Raw genomic sequence first — 14798 nt, forward strand, 5'->3', positions numbered from 1 at the left:
ACCTGCAGCAAAATTCATGGGCGATACTGGATTCGAACCAGTGACCCCTTCCGTGTGAAGGAAGTGCGCTACCACTGTGCTAATCGCCCGCACAACGTAATCTTAAACCACCAGCTGCAGCTCAGTTTCCGCCTGCGGGTCGAAAGAGATGGTCGTGATCGGGCGAGTACAGCCGCGACCGCTCAGATCCCTTTTGCTCCCGAAGTGCTGGACTGATCACATACAAGGTGGTGCGAATCAGCTTCCTTGCCCGTGTTGCGTCGGCCATGGCGTTGAGGGGAACCACATCGATGGACTGGTCAGGCCAGCTCACCCTGTAGCCAATCGCGACCGGTGTGTCTGCGGGGTAGTGCTTGAGAAGCGTGGACTGAACCTCGTCAACATGCCGCGCACTGAGATAAAGACACAGTGACGCCTGCAATCTGGCGAGGTGATCCAGCTGTTCGCGCTCAGGAACGCCAGTGCGGCCCCCGGTGCGGCCCAGCACGATCGTTTGCACCACGCCTGGAATCGTGAGCTCTGCATTAATCGCTGCTGCGGTGGCTTGATAGGCACTAATCCCAGGCACCACTTCAACGTTGAGATCAGCATCGGCCAATGCGCAGATCTGTTCGTTGAGAGCGCTGTAAAGGCAGGGGTCGCCGTCGTGGAGGCGGACCACGCGCAATCCCTGGTTCGCCCGATCAATCATCAGGGGGATCACCTCTTCCAGCGTGAGTGTGCTGGTGCGAATCCGTTCGCATTGCTCAGATGCCAAGGCGGCGATTTGAGGCGATACCAGCGAGTCAGTCCAGATCAGGACATCGGCCGCCTGAATTCTCTGTTCAGCTCTGCGGGTGAGCAGGTCTGGAGCGCCGGGTCCGGCGCCAACGATGGAGATGGTTGTCATGAAGGATCGCAGCGGCGGAGGCCTGGATCGGGAAGGGATGCTCTGCGTCCATAGAGCCAAAACAGCCCAGCGGAAGCCAGCGCCATCAGCGCGAGACTCATGAACTGCGCGATCCGTAAACCGCCGTCGCAGAACGGCGGCTGACCACCCAGGCAGAGCGGGTCAATGCGCAGCCCTTCAATCCACACCCGTCCGAGGCTGTAACCAAGGAGGTAAAAACAACTCAGGGCGCCAGCAGGCAATTGAATTCGGCCGCGCTGCCCCAGCCTGAACAACACAATCAGCGCAATGAAGAGAGCCAGGTTCCAGAGCGATTCATAGAGAAATGTGGGATGGAAATACTCTGAATCCGCGAAAATCTTTGGTCTGTTCGCGAAGGGAATCAGGAGTTTCCAGGGAAGATCGGTCGGGACTCCGAAGGCTTCTGAGTTGAAGAAGTTGCCCCAGCGGCCAATGGCCTGGCCAAGAATGACCGATGGCACAAGAACGTCGAGAACATCCCAGAAGGCAACCTTTCGCCACCTGCAGAACAGAACCACCGACAACGTTCCTGCGATCAACGCTCCATGGATGGCAATCCCCCCACGCCAGATGGCGAAGGCATCCCACCACGACCCCTGGTAGGTCTTCCACTCAAAGGCCACGTAATACATGCGTGCTCCCACAACGGCGGCCAGCACGAGAATGGGCAGCAGGTCGCTGATTAATGCGCCATCAAGCCCCCGTTGTTTGGCAAGCCAACTGGAGAGATTGAGGCCAATCAGCACAGCCAGGGCAATGAGAAGGCCATACCAGCGCAGAACGAAAGGCCCGAGCTGAAAAAGCTCGGGCCCTGGGGAGGTGAAGACTGCAGGAATCAACACCGAATTCAAACGCCCTCCGCAGCCTGCACTTTTTCAAACTGCTTCTTCTTCAGCACCAGCATGATCTGGGCCAGGGCCACGGCCGCGAAGAAGGCCAGCAGTCCGTAAATGCGCACAGGGTTCTGGAGCACAACCTCGGTGTCGAGTTGTCCAAAGCCGCCCACATTGGGGTCATTGGTGATTGGAGCACCGGCCTCAACGGCATCGCCAACCGACACGATCAGTGCCGGGCCCACAGGAACGGTTTCTGACAGTTCAGTGCCATCAGCTGAGGCAATGGTCACGACGCTGGCGCCGTTCTCGCCCGCTTCAATGGAACGCACGGTTCCAGTGGACGGAGCCGTAAACACGGTGTTGTTGCTCTTTTCACCGGTGGGATACACCTGGCCACGGCCGCGGTTGCCACCCACGTGAATGGAATATTTGCCGAAATGGATGTTGCTATCCGTGGCCGGATCCGGTGACAGCACGGGGAAGACAATTTCCTGGTGTTGGTCGCCGGGGATCGGCCCCACGAGAATCACATTGGGCTGGTCGTCGCTGTACTCAGAGAAGTAAACGCCTTCGGTTTCTTCTTTGATGTCATCCGTCCAGCGATCTTGTGGAGCAAGGGTGAACCCATCGGGCAGCATCACCACAGCGCCAACCTGGAGCGGCACTTCACTCCCGTCGGCACCGATTTCAGGCACAGATGTGTCGTAGGGGATTTTGACGACAGCTTTGAACACGCTGTCGGGCAAGACCGACTGGGGCACTTCAGCTTGCGTCAGTTTCTGCGCAAGGTGACAGTTGGCGCAAACAATTTTCCCTGTGGCTTCCCTGGGAGAGTCGTAATTCTGCTGGGCCCAGAAGGGGTAAGCCCAACTGGTGCTGGGAGCGGTCAGCACTGTGACGCCCACGATCAGGGCAGCGAACAGAGGTGAGAGGAGGCGACGCATCGGTGGCTGGAAACGGAGAGGGGCGTGGAAAGCGAGGGTGATCAAGCCCACCAGGGCTTTTCGCCTGTGCGGAAATCGGTGTCCGTCCATTGGCTCACGAACACGTTGTCGTTTTCGACGCTCACATTGGCCAGGGCGAGCGAAAGGGGTGCAGGACCGCGAACCACCTTGCCCGTGGCGTCGTACTGGCTGCCGTGGCAAGGGCACATGAACTTGTTGGCGCCGCTGTTCCAGGGCACAACGCAGCCGAGGTGGGTGCAGATCGCGTTGATGCCGTAGCTGCCGATGGCATCGTCGCCTTCAACGATCAAATAGGTGGGATCGCCTTTGAGTCCCTGCACGAGGCTGCGGTCGCCGGCTGGGTGAGTACTCAACCAACCACTGGCGGTCACTGCATTGCCAAGCTCGTCCTTAGCGCTGGTGCCGCCGCCGCTGCCTGCAGCGCGGGGGGGGATGAAGTAGTTCACAACCGGGTACAGAGCACCTAGCGCTACTCCCGTGACCGACCCGAAGGTCAGCAGATTCATGAACTGCCTGCGCCCCATTCCGGGCACATCACCTGCTGGCATTTGGGTCATGACGGGATGTCAATCGGCACTGGATGGCGTTCATTATGGGTGCATTAGGCCCTGTCAGTCTTTGCGGCGACTGGGATTTTCACTGATGTTCAAAGACGACTCCGGAATGCCCCAGGTTGCTGCTTCAACACCGGCTGAACCACTCAGTACGGACGAGGTCGTCGCCCTCTTCCGCTCCCGCTGGCAGGCCAGTTACGACATGCAGATCGTCACCCGCCGTCGTCGTTTGTATGTGCAGGTGATGTGGGCTTATCTCGAACAGCAATCCTTTCCGCTCACGGAAGACGCCTATCGCCAGCATCTGGCTGAGGTGCTCGAAGTGGTGAACAGGCTCGGAGAAGCTGGCGCCGTGAGGGATTGGCTGCAAACAACCAAGGATCGTCCCCGGCTCGGTAAAGCTCTCAGCCTGCAGCTGCCGGGGGAGGGTCGCCTGGAGGAGTTTCTGCTTTGAAACGCTGCACAATCGCCACCAGCAACACGCCGATCAGGAAGAGGGCGGTGATCGCTCCTCCAAGAAGAAGCATGGTGATGGGGTCTGTGGAGGGAGTGAGCACCGCTCCGGCCAGGGCGGAGGTCAGCACCACCCACCGCCAGGCCGACAGCATCCGCCGCCAATTCACCAACCCAAGGGCACCAAGCAGCAGCTGAAGCACCGGTAACTGGAAGGCCAGTCCTGTGGACAGCATCAAGAGCAGCACGAAATCGAGATAGCGCTCGATCGACCAGATCGGTTCCACCACGTCGGCTCCGTAGCTCACGAGAAAACGCAGGGCTGCCGGCACGAGGGCCCACCAGGCAAAGGCGAGTCCGGCCAGGAACAACACCGCCGATCCGGCCACGGCTGGGGCGATCAGGCGACGTTCGTTGCGCGTGAGCCCAGGGAGAACGAAGGCCAGTCCCTGATACAGCACGTAAGGGAGCGCCAGGGTGAGTCCGGCATAGCCAGCCACCTTGAACGAAACGAACAGGAATTCCCCTGGAGCCAGTTGAAGAAAACGAATCGAGCCTGCGGGCTCCTCCAGCAGCCGAACCAAAGGCCTCACGACCAGCAGGCAAGCGAAAGCACTCACCGCCACAGCGAGAAGGCTGCGCAGAACCCTCTGCCGCAGCTCCTCAAGATGGTCCACCAGAGGCATCTCAACGTCATTCACCGCATCGCCAGTTGCCGACACCTTGATCGGCGGCGGCGCTGGAAGAACGCTGGATTCGTTGGGGTCGGAAGGCTTCAGATCATGAATCGGCTCAAGCCTCAGGCTAAGAGTTCTCTTCCCTCAAGTTGACGTCTGGCCCGGTCAGGCTCTGCCCAGAGCAGTTCTGCGTTGCGATGGCGCACGGTTCCAGGCATGGCGCCTGGAATGCGCTGCAACGCATCAACGGCCGCCATCACCACCGGCACGGTGCGATTGCCCCGGGCACGACTGAACCACGCCGCCAGATCAGCAGCCTGTTGGATCGCTTCCTCGGAGGCTGGCGCCATTGAGGCTTTCAACACCACATGACTGCCGGGACATTCCTGCGCGTGAAACCAAAGATCGCCACTTCTGGCTTGACGCAGGCTGATCCACTCGTTCTGGCGGTGGTTCCGGCCCACCTGGATTGTCAGTCCATCACTGGTGTGAACCTCGAGGGGCTGAGGTTGACCCGTCGGTGCAACGCTGCGGCGACGTCGCTGCCTTGGTGCCATTAACTCCTCCAGTTCTTGCTGGAGATTCCTCAATTGCAGGCTGCGCTCATCGGGGTCGTCCCAGTCAGCCTGGGTGAGATCCTCCAGAAAGCTCTCACTGCCTTCGATCAGCATCAAACGCTGGTCGTGATGCTTGAGTCGCTCCTCGATCAGAGGAACGGCCCGGCGCAGGCGCCGGGCCTGGTGGTAGAGCTTCTGCGCACGGGTGATCGTGTCGCGATCGGGATCCGGTTGGCAGAGCAGCTGATCCGCTTCCGACTGCAGGGTTGCGGCCCCAACGGTGTCCTTGAGTCGCTGCGTTTGTTCGTCGCGTTGGGCCTGCTCCCGCTCTCGGCATTGTTGGAGTCGCTGTTGCAGGGTGCTGATCTCCCGCGACAGGCGACGCTTGCTCAGATGGTCCTGGTAGTAGCACCCCAGCCTGAGACTGAGCACACCTTGATCCCTTGCATTGACAGGTGCTTCGTTCCAGAGGCGGAAGCCGTTGTCCTCGAGCTGCAGAGAAAACGTTTCTTCGTTGAGATGGCGCAGCCAACAGCCCCAGCGCTCATGGAGCCGTCGCCATTGCGGTTCGGAAATGTCGCTGACCAGTTGTTCCTTCAACAACCTCCCTTGGCTATCGAGCGACCCGGGAAAGCTGGTGAGCTGGTTCGCTAACGCTGGGCTGATGCCCTGGTAAGTCTCCCGTAGGGCTTTGCCGAGGGGAATCGGCAGCAAGGAAAGCCGGCGTTGCCATTGCTCGTAGGGCTCATCAAGGGTTGGTGGCAGTCCCTGCAGCGCTGGAGGCGGTGTGTAGACATCACCGCTGCTGAGCGGGCGAATCCTCGACTGGTGTTGGCGCACCTGACGGCCGATTGCGGTGATGCGTTTCTGTTCATCGAGGAGCAACAGGTTGCTGTGGCGTCCCATCAGTTCAAGAACCAGCGTTCGGATCGGGGAATGTCCTGGGCGGGGCGCCAGATGGAACAGCACAACACGCTCGAAGTCGTGCTGTTCGATTTCCACCAATGCCAGTTGCCTCAGCCCGTGCTGAACCTGCTGGGCCAGAGTGCTGCCTCCGCCATGGCGCCGCGGGGCATTGACCTGCACAAGCCTCGCGGATTCCGCCTGCCAGCTGAGCTCCAGCCACACCATGCCTTGCAGGGTGCGGAAGCCGAGTTGGAGCGTGTGGGCATCGGGTTGCTGCGCCTTTTCGAAACGGCTGGGCACCAGGCGGTCGCGCAGATCTTTCAGCACTGCTTTCAGAGCCGTGAGATCCATCACCTGGAGCGTGCTGGTGGCCATCCGCGCTTGCTGGTCCGGTGAGGTCAGTGTCTTCCTACCCTGCAGCCTGACTGCAGACAAGCGATGGCATCGTCTCAAGCCCCGGCCCGGCTCGCGTTGCTCACCGGACCCAGCGGTGTTGGGAAGGGCACACTCGTCGCCCGCTTGCAGGAGCGCCATCCCCAACTCTGGCTCTCGGTGTCGGCCACCACGCGGGCTCCTCGGGAGGGTGAGCGCGATGGCGTGCACTACTTCTTCAAAACCCGCCAAGATTTCGAAGCTCTCGTTCGCAGCGGTGGGTTGTTGGAGTGGGCTGAATTTGCCAATAATTGTTATGGCACTCCCCGTGGGCCCGTGGAAGAACGGCTGGTCGCGGGAATTCCCGTTCTTCTGGAAATCGAACTGGAAGGGGCTCGCCAGGTGAGAAAGAGTTTCCCTGAAGCGCTGCAGATTTTCCTGGCACCTCCCAGTTTCGACGAGCTCGAACGGCGCATCCGGGGGCGAGCCACTGAATCGGATGATGCCATTCAACGCCGCCTCGACAGAGCGCGCGCTGAACTGGAGGCTCAGTCTGAATTCGATGCTGTTGTTGTGAATGATGATCTCGAGGCAGCCCTTTTAGAACTCGAGGGTTTGATGGGACTAGCGGGATCAATCTGATTCTTTCCACAAAAAAAGAGGGCATTAAGCCCTCTGTGAATCGTGTTGAGATTGTGGATGGTTATGGGTGGAACAGAAGATCGGGGAAGAAGCGATTCCACTCAATCAGAATTCCAGCTGTGAGTGTGAACCAGATGGCTGCAACCACTGGGGCGGTTGTGAGAAATTTCTGCATCGATCCAAAATTGGGTGAAAGGTTGAATTCTTGAAGCTTCAGCGGGGAGACACCGTGATCTTGTCGTCGCTTTCAAGCAACTTGCCACTGGTGAGTTCTCCAAAGGCTGCAATCGGCCATGTGGCTGCGGCGATGCAGGACTTCAGGGCCAGAGGAAGATCGATCTGAATTTCCTTGGTGTACTGCTCCTTGGTTCCGCGGGTGGCTTTCAGGTATTCACGGCCAGCCCAGCCGATGCAGCCTGCGATGTAGAGGAACATCAAGCCAGGCAGCATGAATTCGCCGGCATGATCCCAGCGGCCATCGACGATGAGATGGGGCAGCCCGTCCTCACCGCATACGGCTTGGCTGTACATCTCAAAACGGGCTTTGGCCTGATCAGTGGTGGCTGCGCTGGCACGCTGCTGGAAACGGGCACTTTCAGCGCAAGGGGTCAGGCCTGCCACATCGGCCTTAGCAACTGGTGCAAAGCCAAACACCAGCAGGGCCGAGAGCGCGAGAGCGAAGAGACGACGCATCGGAACGATTCCTGTTAAGCCTGCCCCGAAGCGGCAGGATGTCACAAGCGAACAGTAGTGGAGGGTTTTGGCCTTAATGCCCAAGGTGCTTGCGCTCGAAACAAGTTGTGACGAGTCGGCCGCCGCCGTTGTGCAGCACAGCGCTGGCGGATTGGAGGTTCTGGCTCATCGCATCGCGTCGCAGGTTGAGGAACATGCCCAATGGGGAGGCGTTGTTCCCGAAATTGCCTCCAGGCGCCATGTGGAGGCTTTGCCCCACCTCATCAGCGCGGTGCTCGACGAGGCCGGGCTAGCGGTGGGGGAGATGGATGCCGTGGCCGCAACGGTGACGCCCGGGCTGGTTGGGGCGCTGATGGTGGGTTCGCTGACAGGGCGCACTCTGGCCGCCCTTCATCACAAGCCCTTCCTAGGGGTGCACCACCTCGAGGCGCACCTTGCTTCGGTGCGTTTGGCGTCATCACCGCCCGAGGCTCCCTACGTGGTGCTTCTGGTCAGTGGCGGACATACCGAATTGATCCTTGTGGACAGCGACAGTGGCCTGCAGCGTCTCGGGCGCAGCCATGACGATGCGGCTGGAGAAGCGTTCGACAAAGTGGCCCGTTTGCTCGGGCTGGCCTATCCCGGTGGCCCTGCCATCCAGGCGGCTGCCAAAGCTGGCGATCCCAAGCGTTTCTCCCTTCCCAAAGGTCGGGTGTCCCGTCCGGAGGGTGGGTTTTATCCCTATGACTTCTCGTTCAGCGGTCTCAAGACGGCCATGCTTCGGCAGGTGGAGAGCCTGAAGGCTCAAAGTGATGCGCTGCCCCTCGAGGATCTCGCCGCAAGCTTCGAGCAGATTGTCGTGGATGTGTTGGTGGAGCGCAGCCTGCGCTGCTGTCTTGATCGAGGCCTGTCCACCCTGGTGATGGTGGGCGGGGTGGCGGCGAATGTGAGGTTGCGTGTGCAGATGGAGCAGCAAGGGCGCGAGCGTGGTGTGTCGGTCCACCTGGCACCTCTGGCCTATTGCACCGATAACGCTGCCATGGTGGGTGCCGCGGCATTGGGTCGGCTTCAAGCAGGCTGGGGTTCGAGTTCGATCCGGCTTGGCGTCTCCGCACGCTGGCCATTGGAGGCTGGAGGAGATCTTTACGCCCAAGATCCACAGTTTTAAGAGTTTCGGGAATATCGTTGATGCTCTTGCGGTCTGGTGCGGGTGGTTGATTCCGAGTCCCAACAACAGCAGCAATCGCAACCGGTGGAGGCCGACGAACTCAATGAGTGGCGTCGCGGCTTCACACCTCAAGCAGAAATCTGGAATGGGCGTCTGGCCATGCTGGGCCTCTCCCTCGGCTTACTGACGCTCATTGTTGTTCGAGCGTTCAGTTCGGGTCTGTCTGCAAGCTGAAGGCGGATCAGTCCTCGGCCTCAAGTGCTTCTCCCTCGGATGGCCTGTGCCAATTCGTTCGGTTTGAGGCTGAGGGCAATCGCATCGTTGGCTTCGATGCGTTCGGCCTCCACGAGCGCAAGCAACGACTGATTGCTGGTCACCATCCCATCAAACCCGCTGCGCTCCATGATTTCCTCGACGTCGTCGAGGGCTCCGCGCTGGATGTAGTCCTTGCAGGCCTCGGTGTTGATCAGGATGTCGTGATAAGCGGCGCGCTTGCCATCGTTGGTTCGGATCAACCCCTGAGCAATCACTCCCAAAAGGGATTCCGAGAGCGAGCGGCGAACGCTGTCCTGATCTTCAGGCGGGAAGAGTCCGAGCACGCGTTCGACTGTTTTCACGGCCGAATTGGTGTGAAGGGTACCGAACACAAGGTGGCCCGTTTGGGACGCTTCAAGGGCTGTGCTCAAGGTTTCCCGGTCACGAATCTCACCCACAAGGATCACGTCCGGATCTTCTCTTAACGCCGCTCTGAGTGCGTTGTGAAACTGCAGCGTGTGCAGGCCTACTTCTCGGTGTCTGATCAGCGAGCGCTGGCTCTGATGAACGAACTCCACAGGGTCCTCAATCGTGAGGATATGGCGGGTCTGATGGCGATTGATCCAGTCGATCATTGCCGCCAGGGTTGTGCTTTTCCCTGAGCCAGTGGGTCCGGTCACCAACACCAGTCCCTTCGGACGTGACGCGAGCTCCCGCAGCACGTCGGGAAGGTTCAGATCCTCGAGGGTGAGGATGGTTTGCGGGATCAGCCGGAGAACCATCGCGGGTCCCAGCAGTGAATCGAGGAGGTTGATCCGAACCCTCACAAACGGGAACGCATGGGAGCCGTCGAATTCCTTCGTTTGCTGAAAGAGATCAATGTGCTGCGGCGAGAGAATTTCCCTGAGCCAACCCTGAAACGTGCCTGGGTCCGTGACCGGCCACTCTGTTTGCAGCATCTCGCCGCGGGCGCGAAAGCGTGGGATTTCCCCCACGCCAAGGTGCACGTCGGAGTGCCCCTTGGCATGGGCGATCTGCACGATGTCCTCAAGGCTTGGCGATCCCTGCCCTGGTGCACCAGAGGACTGGGGCTTCGATGCCGGTGGACGCGACGTTGGGCTTCGGGTCGGGGTCGGTCCAGGTTGGGGGGGGAATCCGGGAGGGAAGATCGGTTGAGTCATCGGCTTCCGCCTCGTTCTTGTTTCAGCTTCGCCACTGCTGCTGCCGTGGCAAGTGAGGATCGGCTGGGAGCTCGCTAAATCGCGCTTAGGATCCCGCCACCGAACCTGCATTTATGGCGGCCAAGCCTCGTGTCACCATCGTGCTCGGCACCCGGCCGGAAGCGATCAAACTGGCTCCGGTGATCCAGGAATTTCGAGCTTGCTCGGCACTGGAGACCCGCGTCGTGCTCACTGGGCAGCACCGGGAGATGGTGACCCAGGTGATGGATCTGTTCCAGCTCAGCGCCGATCAGGATCTCGACCTGATGGCACCCCGTCAGACGCTGACCCATGTCACCTGTGCGGCCTTGCAGGGACTCCGCGACGATTTTCAAGCCTTCCCGCCGCAACTGGTGCTCGTGCAGGGAGATACCACCACGGCTTTCGCAGCGGCGCTTGCTGCGTTTTACGAGCAGATCCCCGTTGGGCACGTGGAGGCAGGCCTGCGCACGGACAACCTCCTCGATCCCTTCCCGGAAGAGGCCAATCGCAGGCTCATTTCTCAGGTGGCCCAGCTCCATTTCGCTCCGACACAGCGCTCCCAGGCCAATCTCGAGGCTTCCGGTGTGGTTGGTCGCGCCATGGTCACGGGCAATACGGTGATTGATGCACTGCTGCGCATGGCTGAGCGCGCCCCTGCGCTCACCGACCTGCCCATCGACTGGGCCAACCAGCGCGTCATTCTGGCCACCGTGCACCGACGCGAGAACTGGGGGGATCGCCTGCGCAACATTGCTGTAGGCATGTTGGCGGTGCTGGAGTCCCACCCCGACACCACATTGTTGTTGCCCCTGCACCGGAATCCCACCGTGCGCGAGCCCCTGCAGGAGCTGTTGGGGCACCATCCGCGCGTCGTCCTCACCGAACCGCTCGACTACGACCGCTTGGTGGCGGCGATGAAAGGGTGCACCCTGTTGCTGACCGATTCCGGTGGCCTGCAAGAGGAGGCTCCCGCTCTCGGTAAACCTGTTCTTGTGCTCAGGCGCACAACCGAGCGTCCGGAGGCTGTGGATGCCGGCACTGCGAGGCTGGTGGGTACGGACAGCGCATCGATCGCTCAGGAAACAGCCCGTCTCCTTGATGACCCCGCCGCTTACGACCAGATGGCCCGTGCAGTCAATCCCTTCGGGGATGGTCTCGCCAGCGGACGCATCCTCCAAGCCGCCCTCGAGCTGTTGGTCCGCTGACGCCTGCTTCAGCAGTTGCGGCCGTTACCGCTGGCTGCTGCACCGTGCTCTGGTGGAGCCTTTGCCAACGGAAGACCCGCGAACGCTGATCTTTGTGGGGTTGAACCCGTCCCGCGCCGGTGCCCATCGGGACGATCCAACGCTGCGACGGCTCATGGCGTTTGGAACTCGTTGGCGGTATCACCGGCTTGTGGTGGTCAATTTGTTCGCGCGGATCTCTCCTTCACCAGGCGCATTGCAGCGCTGCAGCGACCCGGTCGGCGACAGAACCGATGCTGTTCTGCAGCATTGGATGGAGGATTGGGCAGACCATCCCTCTTGGGATCTCTGGCTGGGCTGGGGGACCCGAGGCGCTCTGTTTCAGCGGGATCAGGCGATGCTGGCCAAGCTTGAACCTGCGCTTCAGAGCCGAAGGGCCGGGGCTGGGCCTCTCACTCTGGGGTCCACGCGCAGCGGACAGCCGCGCCATCCCCTCTATGTTCCAGGAGACCGAGTTCCAACTCTCTGGGCCTGTACGGTTCGCTGATGCCACGTCAACCACGCCGCTATCGCATTTCTCTCCATCTGTCCGGTGGTCAGACTGAAGTGGTGAATTTCCCCACGCTCGAGACCTTTCAGGAGTGGTATCAAGGCCTTGTGAACGGCGGCCAGGCTCAGGCGTTCGTGAATGTTCCCTTGGGTGAGCTCGAAGGGGAATATCTGGTCATCCGCCCCGAGGCGGTGATCGGACTGCGCGTGGAACCGCAATACGCCTCCATCGATGACGCCTGAGCGGCTGGGATTGCTCTGGGGCATCACGGTGTTCGCCGGTGCCGGGGCCAGGTTGTTGGCTGCCCTCTCCGGGCTTCCGGGGGTTGTTTTGCTGCTTCTCTCCGGTCTGTTGATCGGACGCTCCGGGCTGGGACTGGTCGAACCGCTGGACCTTGGGTTGGGGCTTGAGACCACCGTGGGCCTCCTGGTCAGTCTGGTGCTGTTCGACGGCGGTCTGAACCTGCGTCTCCCTGGGGACACGATCAAAGCGACCGTGTTGCGGATTTCTCTGCTGCGCCTGCTGTTGTCGCTCGGAGCGGGGGTGCTGGCTGCGCACTGGTTGGCAGGACTGGGATGGTCGGTGGCTGCCGTTTACAGCGCCATCGTGTTGGGCACTGGGCCGACTGTGGTCACGCCGATCGTTCAGCAGATCCGTCTGGCCTCGCCCTTGGGGGATGTGCTGGAAGCGGAAGGCCTGGTGTTGGAGCCAGTGGGCGCGGTGCTGGCCCTGCTGTTGCTTGAACTCTTGCTGGGGGATCTCCATGGCTGGCGCGAGTTGGCGATCGGGCTGATGTCGCGCCTTGGAGGCGGCGTGCTGATTGGCTTGGCTGTGGGCTGGTTGCTGTCGGAGGTGCTGCGGCGATTGCCCTCGGAGCATTCCGTTGGGCTGAGGCTGCAACTCACCCTGGGAGTGCTGTTTTTGATGTTTTCGATTGCGGAATGGCTGCTCCCGGAGTCCGGACTGCCGGCTTCGGTGGCCGCCGGTGTGGTGGTGGGGCGTCGCCCCTCCACCCAGGCAGGTCAGCTGGATGAGTTGATCAGGGAATTGGCCCGGCTTGCGATCACCATGCTGTTCCCGCTTCTGGCCGCTGATGTGTCCTGGGCGGAGCTCAGTCCTCTCGGATGGGGTGGGGTGAGCTGTGTGCTGGTGCTGATGGTTGTGGTGCGCCCAGCGGCTGTCAGTGTGGCCACCGTCGGTCTTCCTCTTGATTGGCGGCAACGGCTCTTCTTGGGATGGCTCGCGCCGCGGGGAATCGTGACCGCGGCTGTGGCCTCGCTGTTTGCCATCAGGCTTGAGCAAGCCGGGGTGCTCGGAGCAGGACGCCTGCAAGGCCTGGTGTTTCTCACAATTCTGATGACCGTTGGCCTTCAGGGCCTCACGGCTCAGCCCCTTGCCAAAGTTCTTGGTCTGATTGATCAGAGCTCCGAGGCCAGCGACGGGGCGCCGTTGCCGGCGGAACCTTCAGAGGCAGCGCCTTAAGCGGGGCAGATCCTGACCAATCTGGGCCAGAAGAGACCAAGTGGTGAGCAGGTCGGGGCCCTGCAGTCGACCCAAGAGAGCTGCCCTGAGGCTCTTCATCAAGATCCCTTTCTTCACACCAGCTGTCGCAGCAGCACTTTTCAGCATCTCCTGAGCTTGGTCGATGCTTTCGCCAGACCAGGGAGCCTCCTCCAGGGTGCTCAGAAGAGCCTGCAGACAGGCTTTGGCACCCTCCTGATCAAGCTGTTTGAGGGCATCGTCCTCCAGAGCAGGCTCCATGAAAAACGGTTTGGCCTGATCCACTCCATCGTTCAGCAGGGTCAGCGAGGGGCCGAGCAGCTCCACCAAAGACAGCGACCAACCAGTGGTGTCGGGGAGCGTCCAACCCTGATCGGCCCAGAGCGGTGCCAGGGCGTTCAGAAGGTTCGCGGGCTCCCAGCTGTGGAGAACCTGGGCATTCAGCCAATTCAACTTGTCCCAATCGAATTTTGCGCCGGCTTTGTTGACGCGATCGAAATCGAAGACCTTGGCCGCTGCTTCGAGCGTGAAAATCTCATTCATGCCCTCAGGAACCGACCAGCCCAGCAGGGTCATGTAGTTCGCGAGCGCTTCCGGCGTGTAGCCCATCGCTCGAAAATCATTGATGGAGGTGACTCCATCCCGTTTCGACAGCTTGCGTCCTTCGGGGTTGAGGATCAGAGGGGCATGGGCGAATGTCGGAACCGGTAAGGACAACGCCTCGTAGAGGAGCAGCTGTTTCGCTGTGTTGGCGATGTGGTCTTCGCCTCGGATCACGTGGCTGATGGCCATCGCGGCGTCGTCGATCACCACCACCAGGTTGTAGAGCGGATCACCGATTTGATCGGCGGGAGCCCGTCTGGCCACAACCATGTCCCCACCGAGGTCGGCTCCACGCCAAAGCATCGGCCCACGCACGAGGTCGTTCCAGCGAATCTCGCGATGCTCATCGATGCGGAAACGGATCACGGCGTCCCGACCCTCAGCCTGGAAGGCCGCTTCTTGCTCGGGCGTGAGGTCGCGATGGCGATTGTCGTAACGGGGAGCTTGATTGGCCGCTTTCTGCTGCGTCCGCATGGCATCCAGCTCCTCTTCGCTGGCGTAGCAGCGGTAGGCCAGACCCTTCTCCAGAAGAGTTTGAATCGCACTGCGATGGCGTTCGGTTTGTTCGCTCTGGATCACTGGGTCGCCGTCCCAGTCCAGACCAAGCCACTGGAGGCCCTCAAGGATGTTTTGGGTGAATTCCGGCTTGGATCGCTCCTTGTCGGTGTCCTCAATGCGTAGCAGAAAGGAACCGTTCTGGTTTCGCGCAAACAGCCAGTTGAACACAGCAGTACGTGCCGTGCCGATGTGAAGGGTTCCCGTAGGGCTCGGAGCCAGACGAACGCGAACCAT

18 protein-coding genes and 1 tRNA gene are annotated in these 14798 nt (G+C 60.7%); 8 read left to right on the top strand and 11 right to left on the bottom strand.

The features are described 5' to 3' along the window. Window positions 1–17 precede the first annotated feature (17 nt). The 5 genes from KQ296_RS08135 to petC all read right to left on the bottom strand — a co-directional run bounded on the left by KQ296_RS08135 (window position 18) and on the right by petC (window position 3268). A tRNA-Val gene (locus tag KQ296_RS08135) sits at window positions 18–89 on the bottom strand. 32 nt (window positions 90–121) lie between these two features. Continuing rightward, a complete protein-coding gene (gene cobM / locus KQ296_RS08140) occupies window positions 122–889 on the bottom strand; it encodes a precorrin-4 C(11)-methyltransferase (RefSeq protein ID WP_011933751.1) in 768 nt (255 codons plus the stop codon). Further along, window positions 886–1752, bottom strand: a complete 867-nt coding sequence (lgt, locus tag KQ296_RS08145) for a prolipoprotein diacylglyceryl transferase (protein ID WP_399240803.1) — start codon at window positions 1750–1752, stop codon at window positions 886–888. The genes cobM and lgt overlap by 4 nt, the downstream gene beginning before the upstream one ends. 5 nt (window positions 1753–1757) lie before the next feature. Then, complete coding sequence (gene petA, locus KQ296_RS08150; RefSeq protein ID WP_011933749.1) at window positions 1758–2690, bottom strand: cytochrome f; 933 nt, start codon at window positions 2688–2690, stop codon at window positions 1758–1760. Window positions 2691–2731: 41 nt separating this feature from the next. Further along, complete coding sequence (gene petC, locus KQ296_RS08155; RefSeq protein ID WP_011933748.1) at window positions 2732–3268, bottom strand: cytochrome b6-f complex iron-sulfur subunit; 537 nt, start codon at window positions 3266–3268, stop codon at window positions 2732–2734. Between the two features lie 85 nt (window positions 3269–3353). Between petC and KQ296_RS08160 the strand changes: the two genes are divergently transcribed. Next, entirely contained in the window at window positions 3354–3719 is a 366-nt protein-coding gene (locus tag KQ296_RS08160; RefSeq protein ID WP_083833650.1) for a DUF3067 family protein, read from the top strand. On the opposite strand, the gene tatC is transcribed toward KQ296_RS08160, so the two are convergent. Both tatC and KQ296_RS08170 read right to left on the bottom strand, forming a co-directional pair. After that, a complete protein-coding gene (tatC, locus tag KQ296_RS08165; protein WP_041428910.1) occupies window positions 3670–4404 on the bottom strand; it encodes a twin-arginine translocase subunit TatC in 735 nt (244 codons plus the stop codon). The genes KQ296_RS08160 and tatC overlap by 50 nt on opposite strands. 113 nt (window positions 4405–4517) lie before the next feature. Beyond that, window positions 4518–6233 carry an NFACT family protein gene (locus KQ296_RS08170; RefSeq protein WP_011933745.1) on the bottom strand — a complete coding sequence of 572 codons (1716 nt, stop codon included), beginning with the start codon at window positions 6231–6233 and terminating at the stop codon, window positions 4518–4520. A 63-nt stretch (window positions 6234–6296) separates the two neighbouring features. Here KQ296_RS08170 and gmk point away from each other — a divergent pair, with 63 nt between their 5' ends. Beyond that, window positions 6297–6872: a guanylate kinase gene (gene gmk, locus KQ296_RS08175; protein ID WP_011933744.1), complete on the top strand. Its 576-nt coding sequence runs from the start codon at window positions 6297–6299 to the stop codon at window positions 6870–6872. A 61-nt stretch (window positions 6873–6933) separates the two neighbouring features. On the opposite strand, the gene psaJ is transcribed toward gmk, so the two are convergent. Next, window positions 6934–7047, bottom strand: a complete 114-nt coding sequence (psaJ, locus tag KQ296_RS08180) for a photosystem I reaction center subunit IX (RefSeq protein WP_011933743.1) — start codon at window positions 7045–7047, stop codon at window positions 6934–6936. 38 nt (window positions 7048–7085) lie between these two features. Next, the gene (locus tag KQ296_RS08185; protein WP_011933742.1) at window positions 7086–7565 is read right to left on the bottom strand and encodes a photosystem I reaction centre PsaF protein; all 480 of its coding nucleotides are present in this window, start codon (window positions 7563–7565) and stop codon (window positions 7086–7088) included. Between the two features lie 76 nt (window positions 7566–7641). On the opposite strand from KQ296_RS08185, the gene tsaD reads away from it, so the two are divergent. Together tsaD and KQ296_RS08195 are read left to right on the top strand one after the other, a co-directional pair. Next, window positions 7642–8712 carry a tRNA (adenosine(37)-N6)-threonylcarbamoyltransferase complex transferase subunit TsaD gene (gene tsaD / locus KQ296_RS08190; protein WP_011933741.1) on the top strand — a complete coding sequence of 357 codons (1071 nt, stop codon included), beginning with the start codon at window positions 7642–7644 and terminating at the stop codon, window positions 8710–8712. 36 nt (window positions 8713–8748) lie between these two features. Continuing rightward, complete coding sequence (locus tag KQ296_RS08195) at window positions 8749–8946, top strand: hypothetical protein (RefSeq protein WP_011933740.1); 198 nt, start codon at window positions 8749–8751, stop codon at window positions 8944–8946. 20 nt (window positions 8947–8966) lie between these two features. On the opposite strand, the gene KQ296_RS08200 is transcribed toward KQ296_RS08195, so the two are convergent. Further along, the gene (locus KQ296_RS08200) at window positions 8967–10148 is read right to left on the bottom strand and encodes a type IV pilus twitching motility protein PilT (RefSeq protein WP_041428648.1); all 1182 of its coding nucleotides are present in this window, start codon (window positions 10146–10148) and stop codon (window positions 8967–8969) included. 113 nt (window positions 10149–10261) lie between these two features. Between KQ296_RS08200 and wecB the strand changes: the two genes are divergently transcribed. From wecB to KQ296_RS08220, 4 genes are read left to right on the top strand one after another with little or no spacing between them, the layout of a single operon-like run. Further along, a complete protein-coding gene (wecB, locus tag KQ296_RS08205) occupies window positions 10262–11374 on the top strand; it encodes a non-hydrolyzing UDP-N-acetylglucosamine 2-epimerase (protein ID WP_011933738.1) in 1113 nt (370 codons plus the stop codon). Next, the gene (locus KQ296_RS08210; RefSeq protein WP_011933737.1) at window positions 11319–11900 is read left to right on the top strand and encodes a DUF1643 domain-containing protein; all 582 of its coding nucleotides are present in this window, start codon (window positions 11319–11321) and stop codon (window positions 11898–11900) included. The genes wecB and KQ296_RS08210 overlap by 56 nt, the downstream gene beginning before the upstream one ends. Then, a complete protein-coding gene (locus KQ296_RS08215; RefSeq protein WP_011933736.1) occupies window positions 11900–12145 on the top strand; it encodes a hypothetical protein in 246 nt (81 codons plus the stop codon). The genes KQ296_RS08210 and KQ296_RS08215 overlap by 1 nt, the downstream gene beginning before the upstream one ends. Further along, complete coding sequence (locus tag KQ296_RS08220; RefSeq protein ID WP_011933735.1) at window positions 12135–13385, top strand: sodium:proton antiporter; 1251 nt, start codon at window positions 12135–12137, stop codon at window positions 13383–13385. Before KQ296_RS08215 ends, KQ296_RS08220 begins: the two co-directional genes overlap by 11 nt. On the opposite strand, the gene gltX is transcribed toward KQ296_RS08220, so the two are convergent. Continuing rightward, entirely contained in the window at window positions 13368–14798 is a 1431-nt protein-coding gene (gltX, locus tag KQ296_RS08225; RefSeq protein ID WP_011933734.1) for a glutamate--tRNA ligase, read from the bottom strand. The two genes, KQ296_RS08220 and gltX, sit on opposite strands and share 18 nt — an antisense overlap.

The sequence above is a fragment of the Synechococcus sp. CS-197 genome (assembly GCF_025128215.1).
In the GTDB taxonomy this organism is placed as follows: Bacteria; Cyanobacteriota; Cyanobacteriia; order PCC-6307; family Cyanobiaceae; genus Synechococcus_C.

Bases quoted from the DNA above. Each gene is read 5' to 3' on its own strand.
- KQ296_RS08160 (WP_083833650.1), top strand. From the start codon at position 3,354: ATGTTCAAAGACGACTCCGGAATGCCCCAGGTTGCTGCTTCAACACCG.
- petC (WP_011933748.1), bottom strand. From the start codon at position 3,268: ATGACCCAAATGCCAGCAGGTGATGTGCCCGGAATGGGGCGCAGGCAG.
- KQ296_RS08170 (WP_011933745.1), bottom strand. From the start codon at position 6,233: ATGGCCACCAGCACGCTCCAGGTGATGGATCTCACGGCTCTGAAAGCA.
- tatC (WP_041428910.1), bottom strand. From the start codon at position 4,404: ATGCCTCTGGTGGACCATCTTGAGGAGCTGCGGCAGAGGGTTCTGCGC.
- KQ296_RS08200 (WP_041428648.1), bottom strand. From the start codon at position 10,148: ATGACTCAACCGATCTTCCCTCCCGGATTCCCCCCCCAACCTGGACCG.
- gmk (WP_011933744.1), top strand. From the start codon at position 6,297: ATGGCATCGTCTCAAGCCCCGGCCCGGCTCGCGTTGCTCACCGGACCC.
- KQ296_RS08220 (WP_011933735.1), top strand. From the start codon at position 12,135: ATGACGCCTGAGCGGCTGGGATTGCTCTGGGGCATCACGGTGTTCGCC.
- KQ296_RS08185 (WP_011933742.1), bottom strand. From the start codon at position 7,565: ATGCGTCGTCTCTTCGCTCTCGCGCTCTCGGCCCTGCTGGTGTTTGGC.
- KQ296_RS08210 (WP_011933737.1), top strand. From the start codon at position 11,319: ATGGTCTCGCCAGCGGACGCATCCTCCAAGCCGCCCTCGAGCTGTTGG.
- tsaD (WP_011933741.1), top strand. From the start codon at position 7,642: ATGCCCAAGGTGCTTGCGCTCGAAACAAGTTGTGACGAGTCGGCCGCC.
- wecB (WP_011933738.1), top strand. From the start codon at position 10,262: ATGGCGGCCAAGCCTCGTGTCACCATCGTGCTCGGCACCCGGCCGGAA.
- gltX (WP_011933734.1), bottom strand. From the start codon at position 14,798: ATGGTTCGCGTTCGTCTGGCTCCGAGCCCTACGGGAACCCTTCACATC.
- cobM (WP_011933751.1), bottom strand. From the start codon at position 889: ATGACAACCATCTCCATCGTTGGCGCCGGACCCGGCGCTCCAGACCTG.
- petA (WP_011933749.1), bottom strand. From the start codon at position 2,690: ATGCGTCGCCTCCTCTCACCTCTGTTCGCTGCCCTGATCGTGGGCGTC.
- KQ296_RS08215 (WP_011933736.1), top strand. From the start codon at position 11,900: ATGCCACGTCAACCACGCCGCTATCGCATTTCTCTCCATCTGTCCGGT.
- psaJ (WP_011933743.1), bottom strand. From the start codon at position 7,047: ATGCAGAAATTTCTCACAACCGCCCCAGTGGTTGCAGCCATCTGGTTC.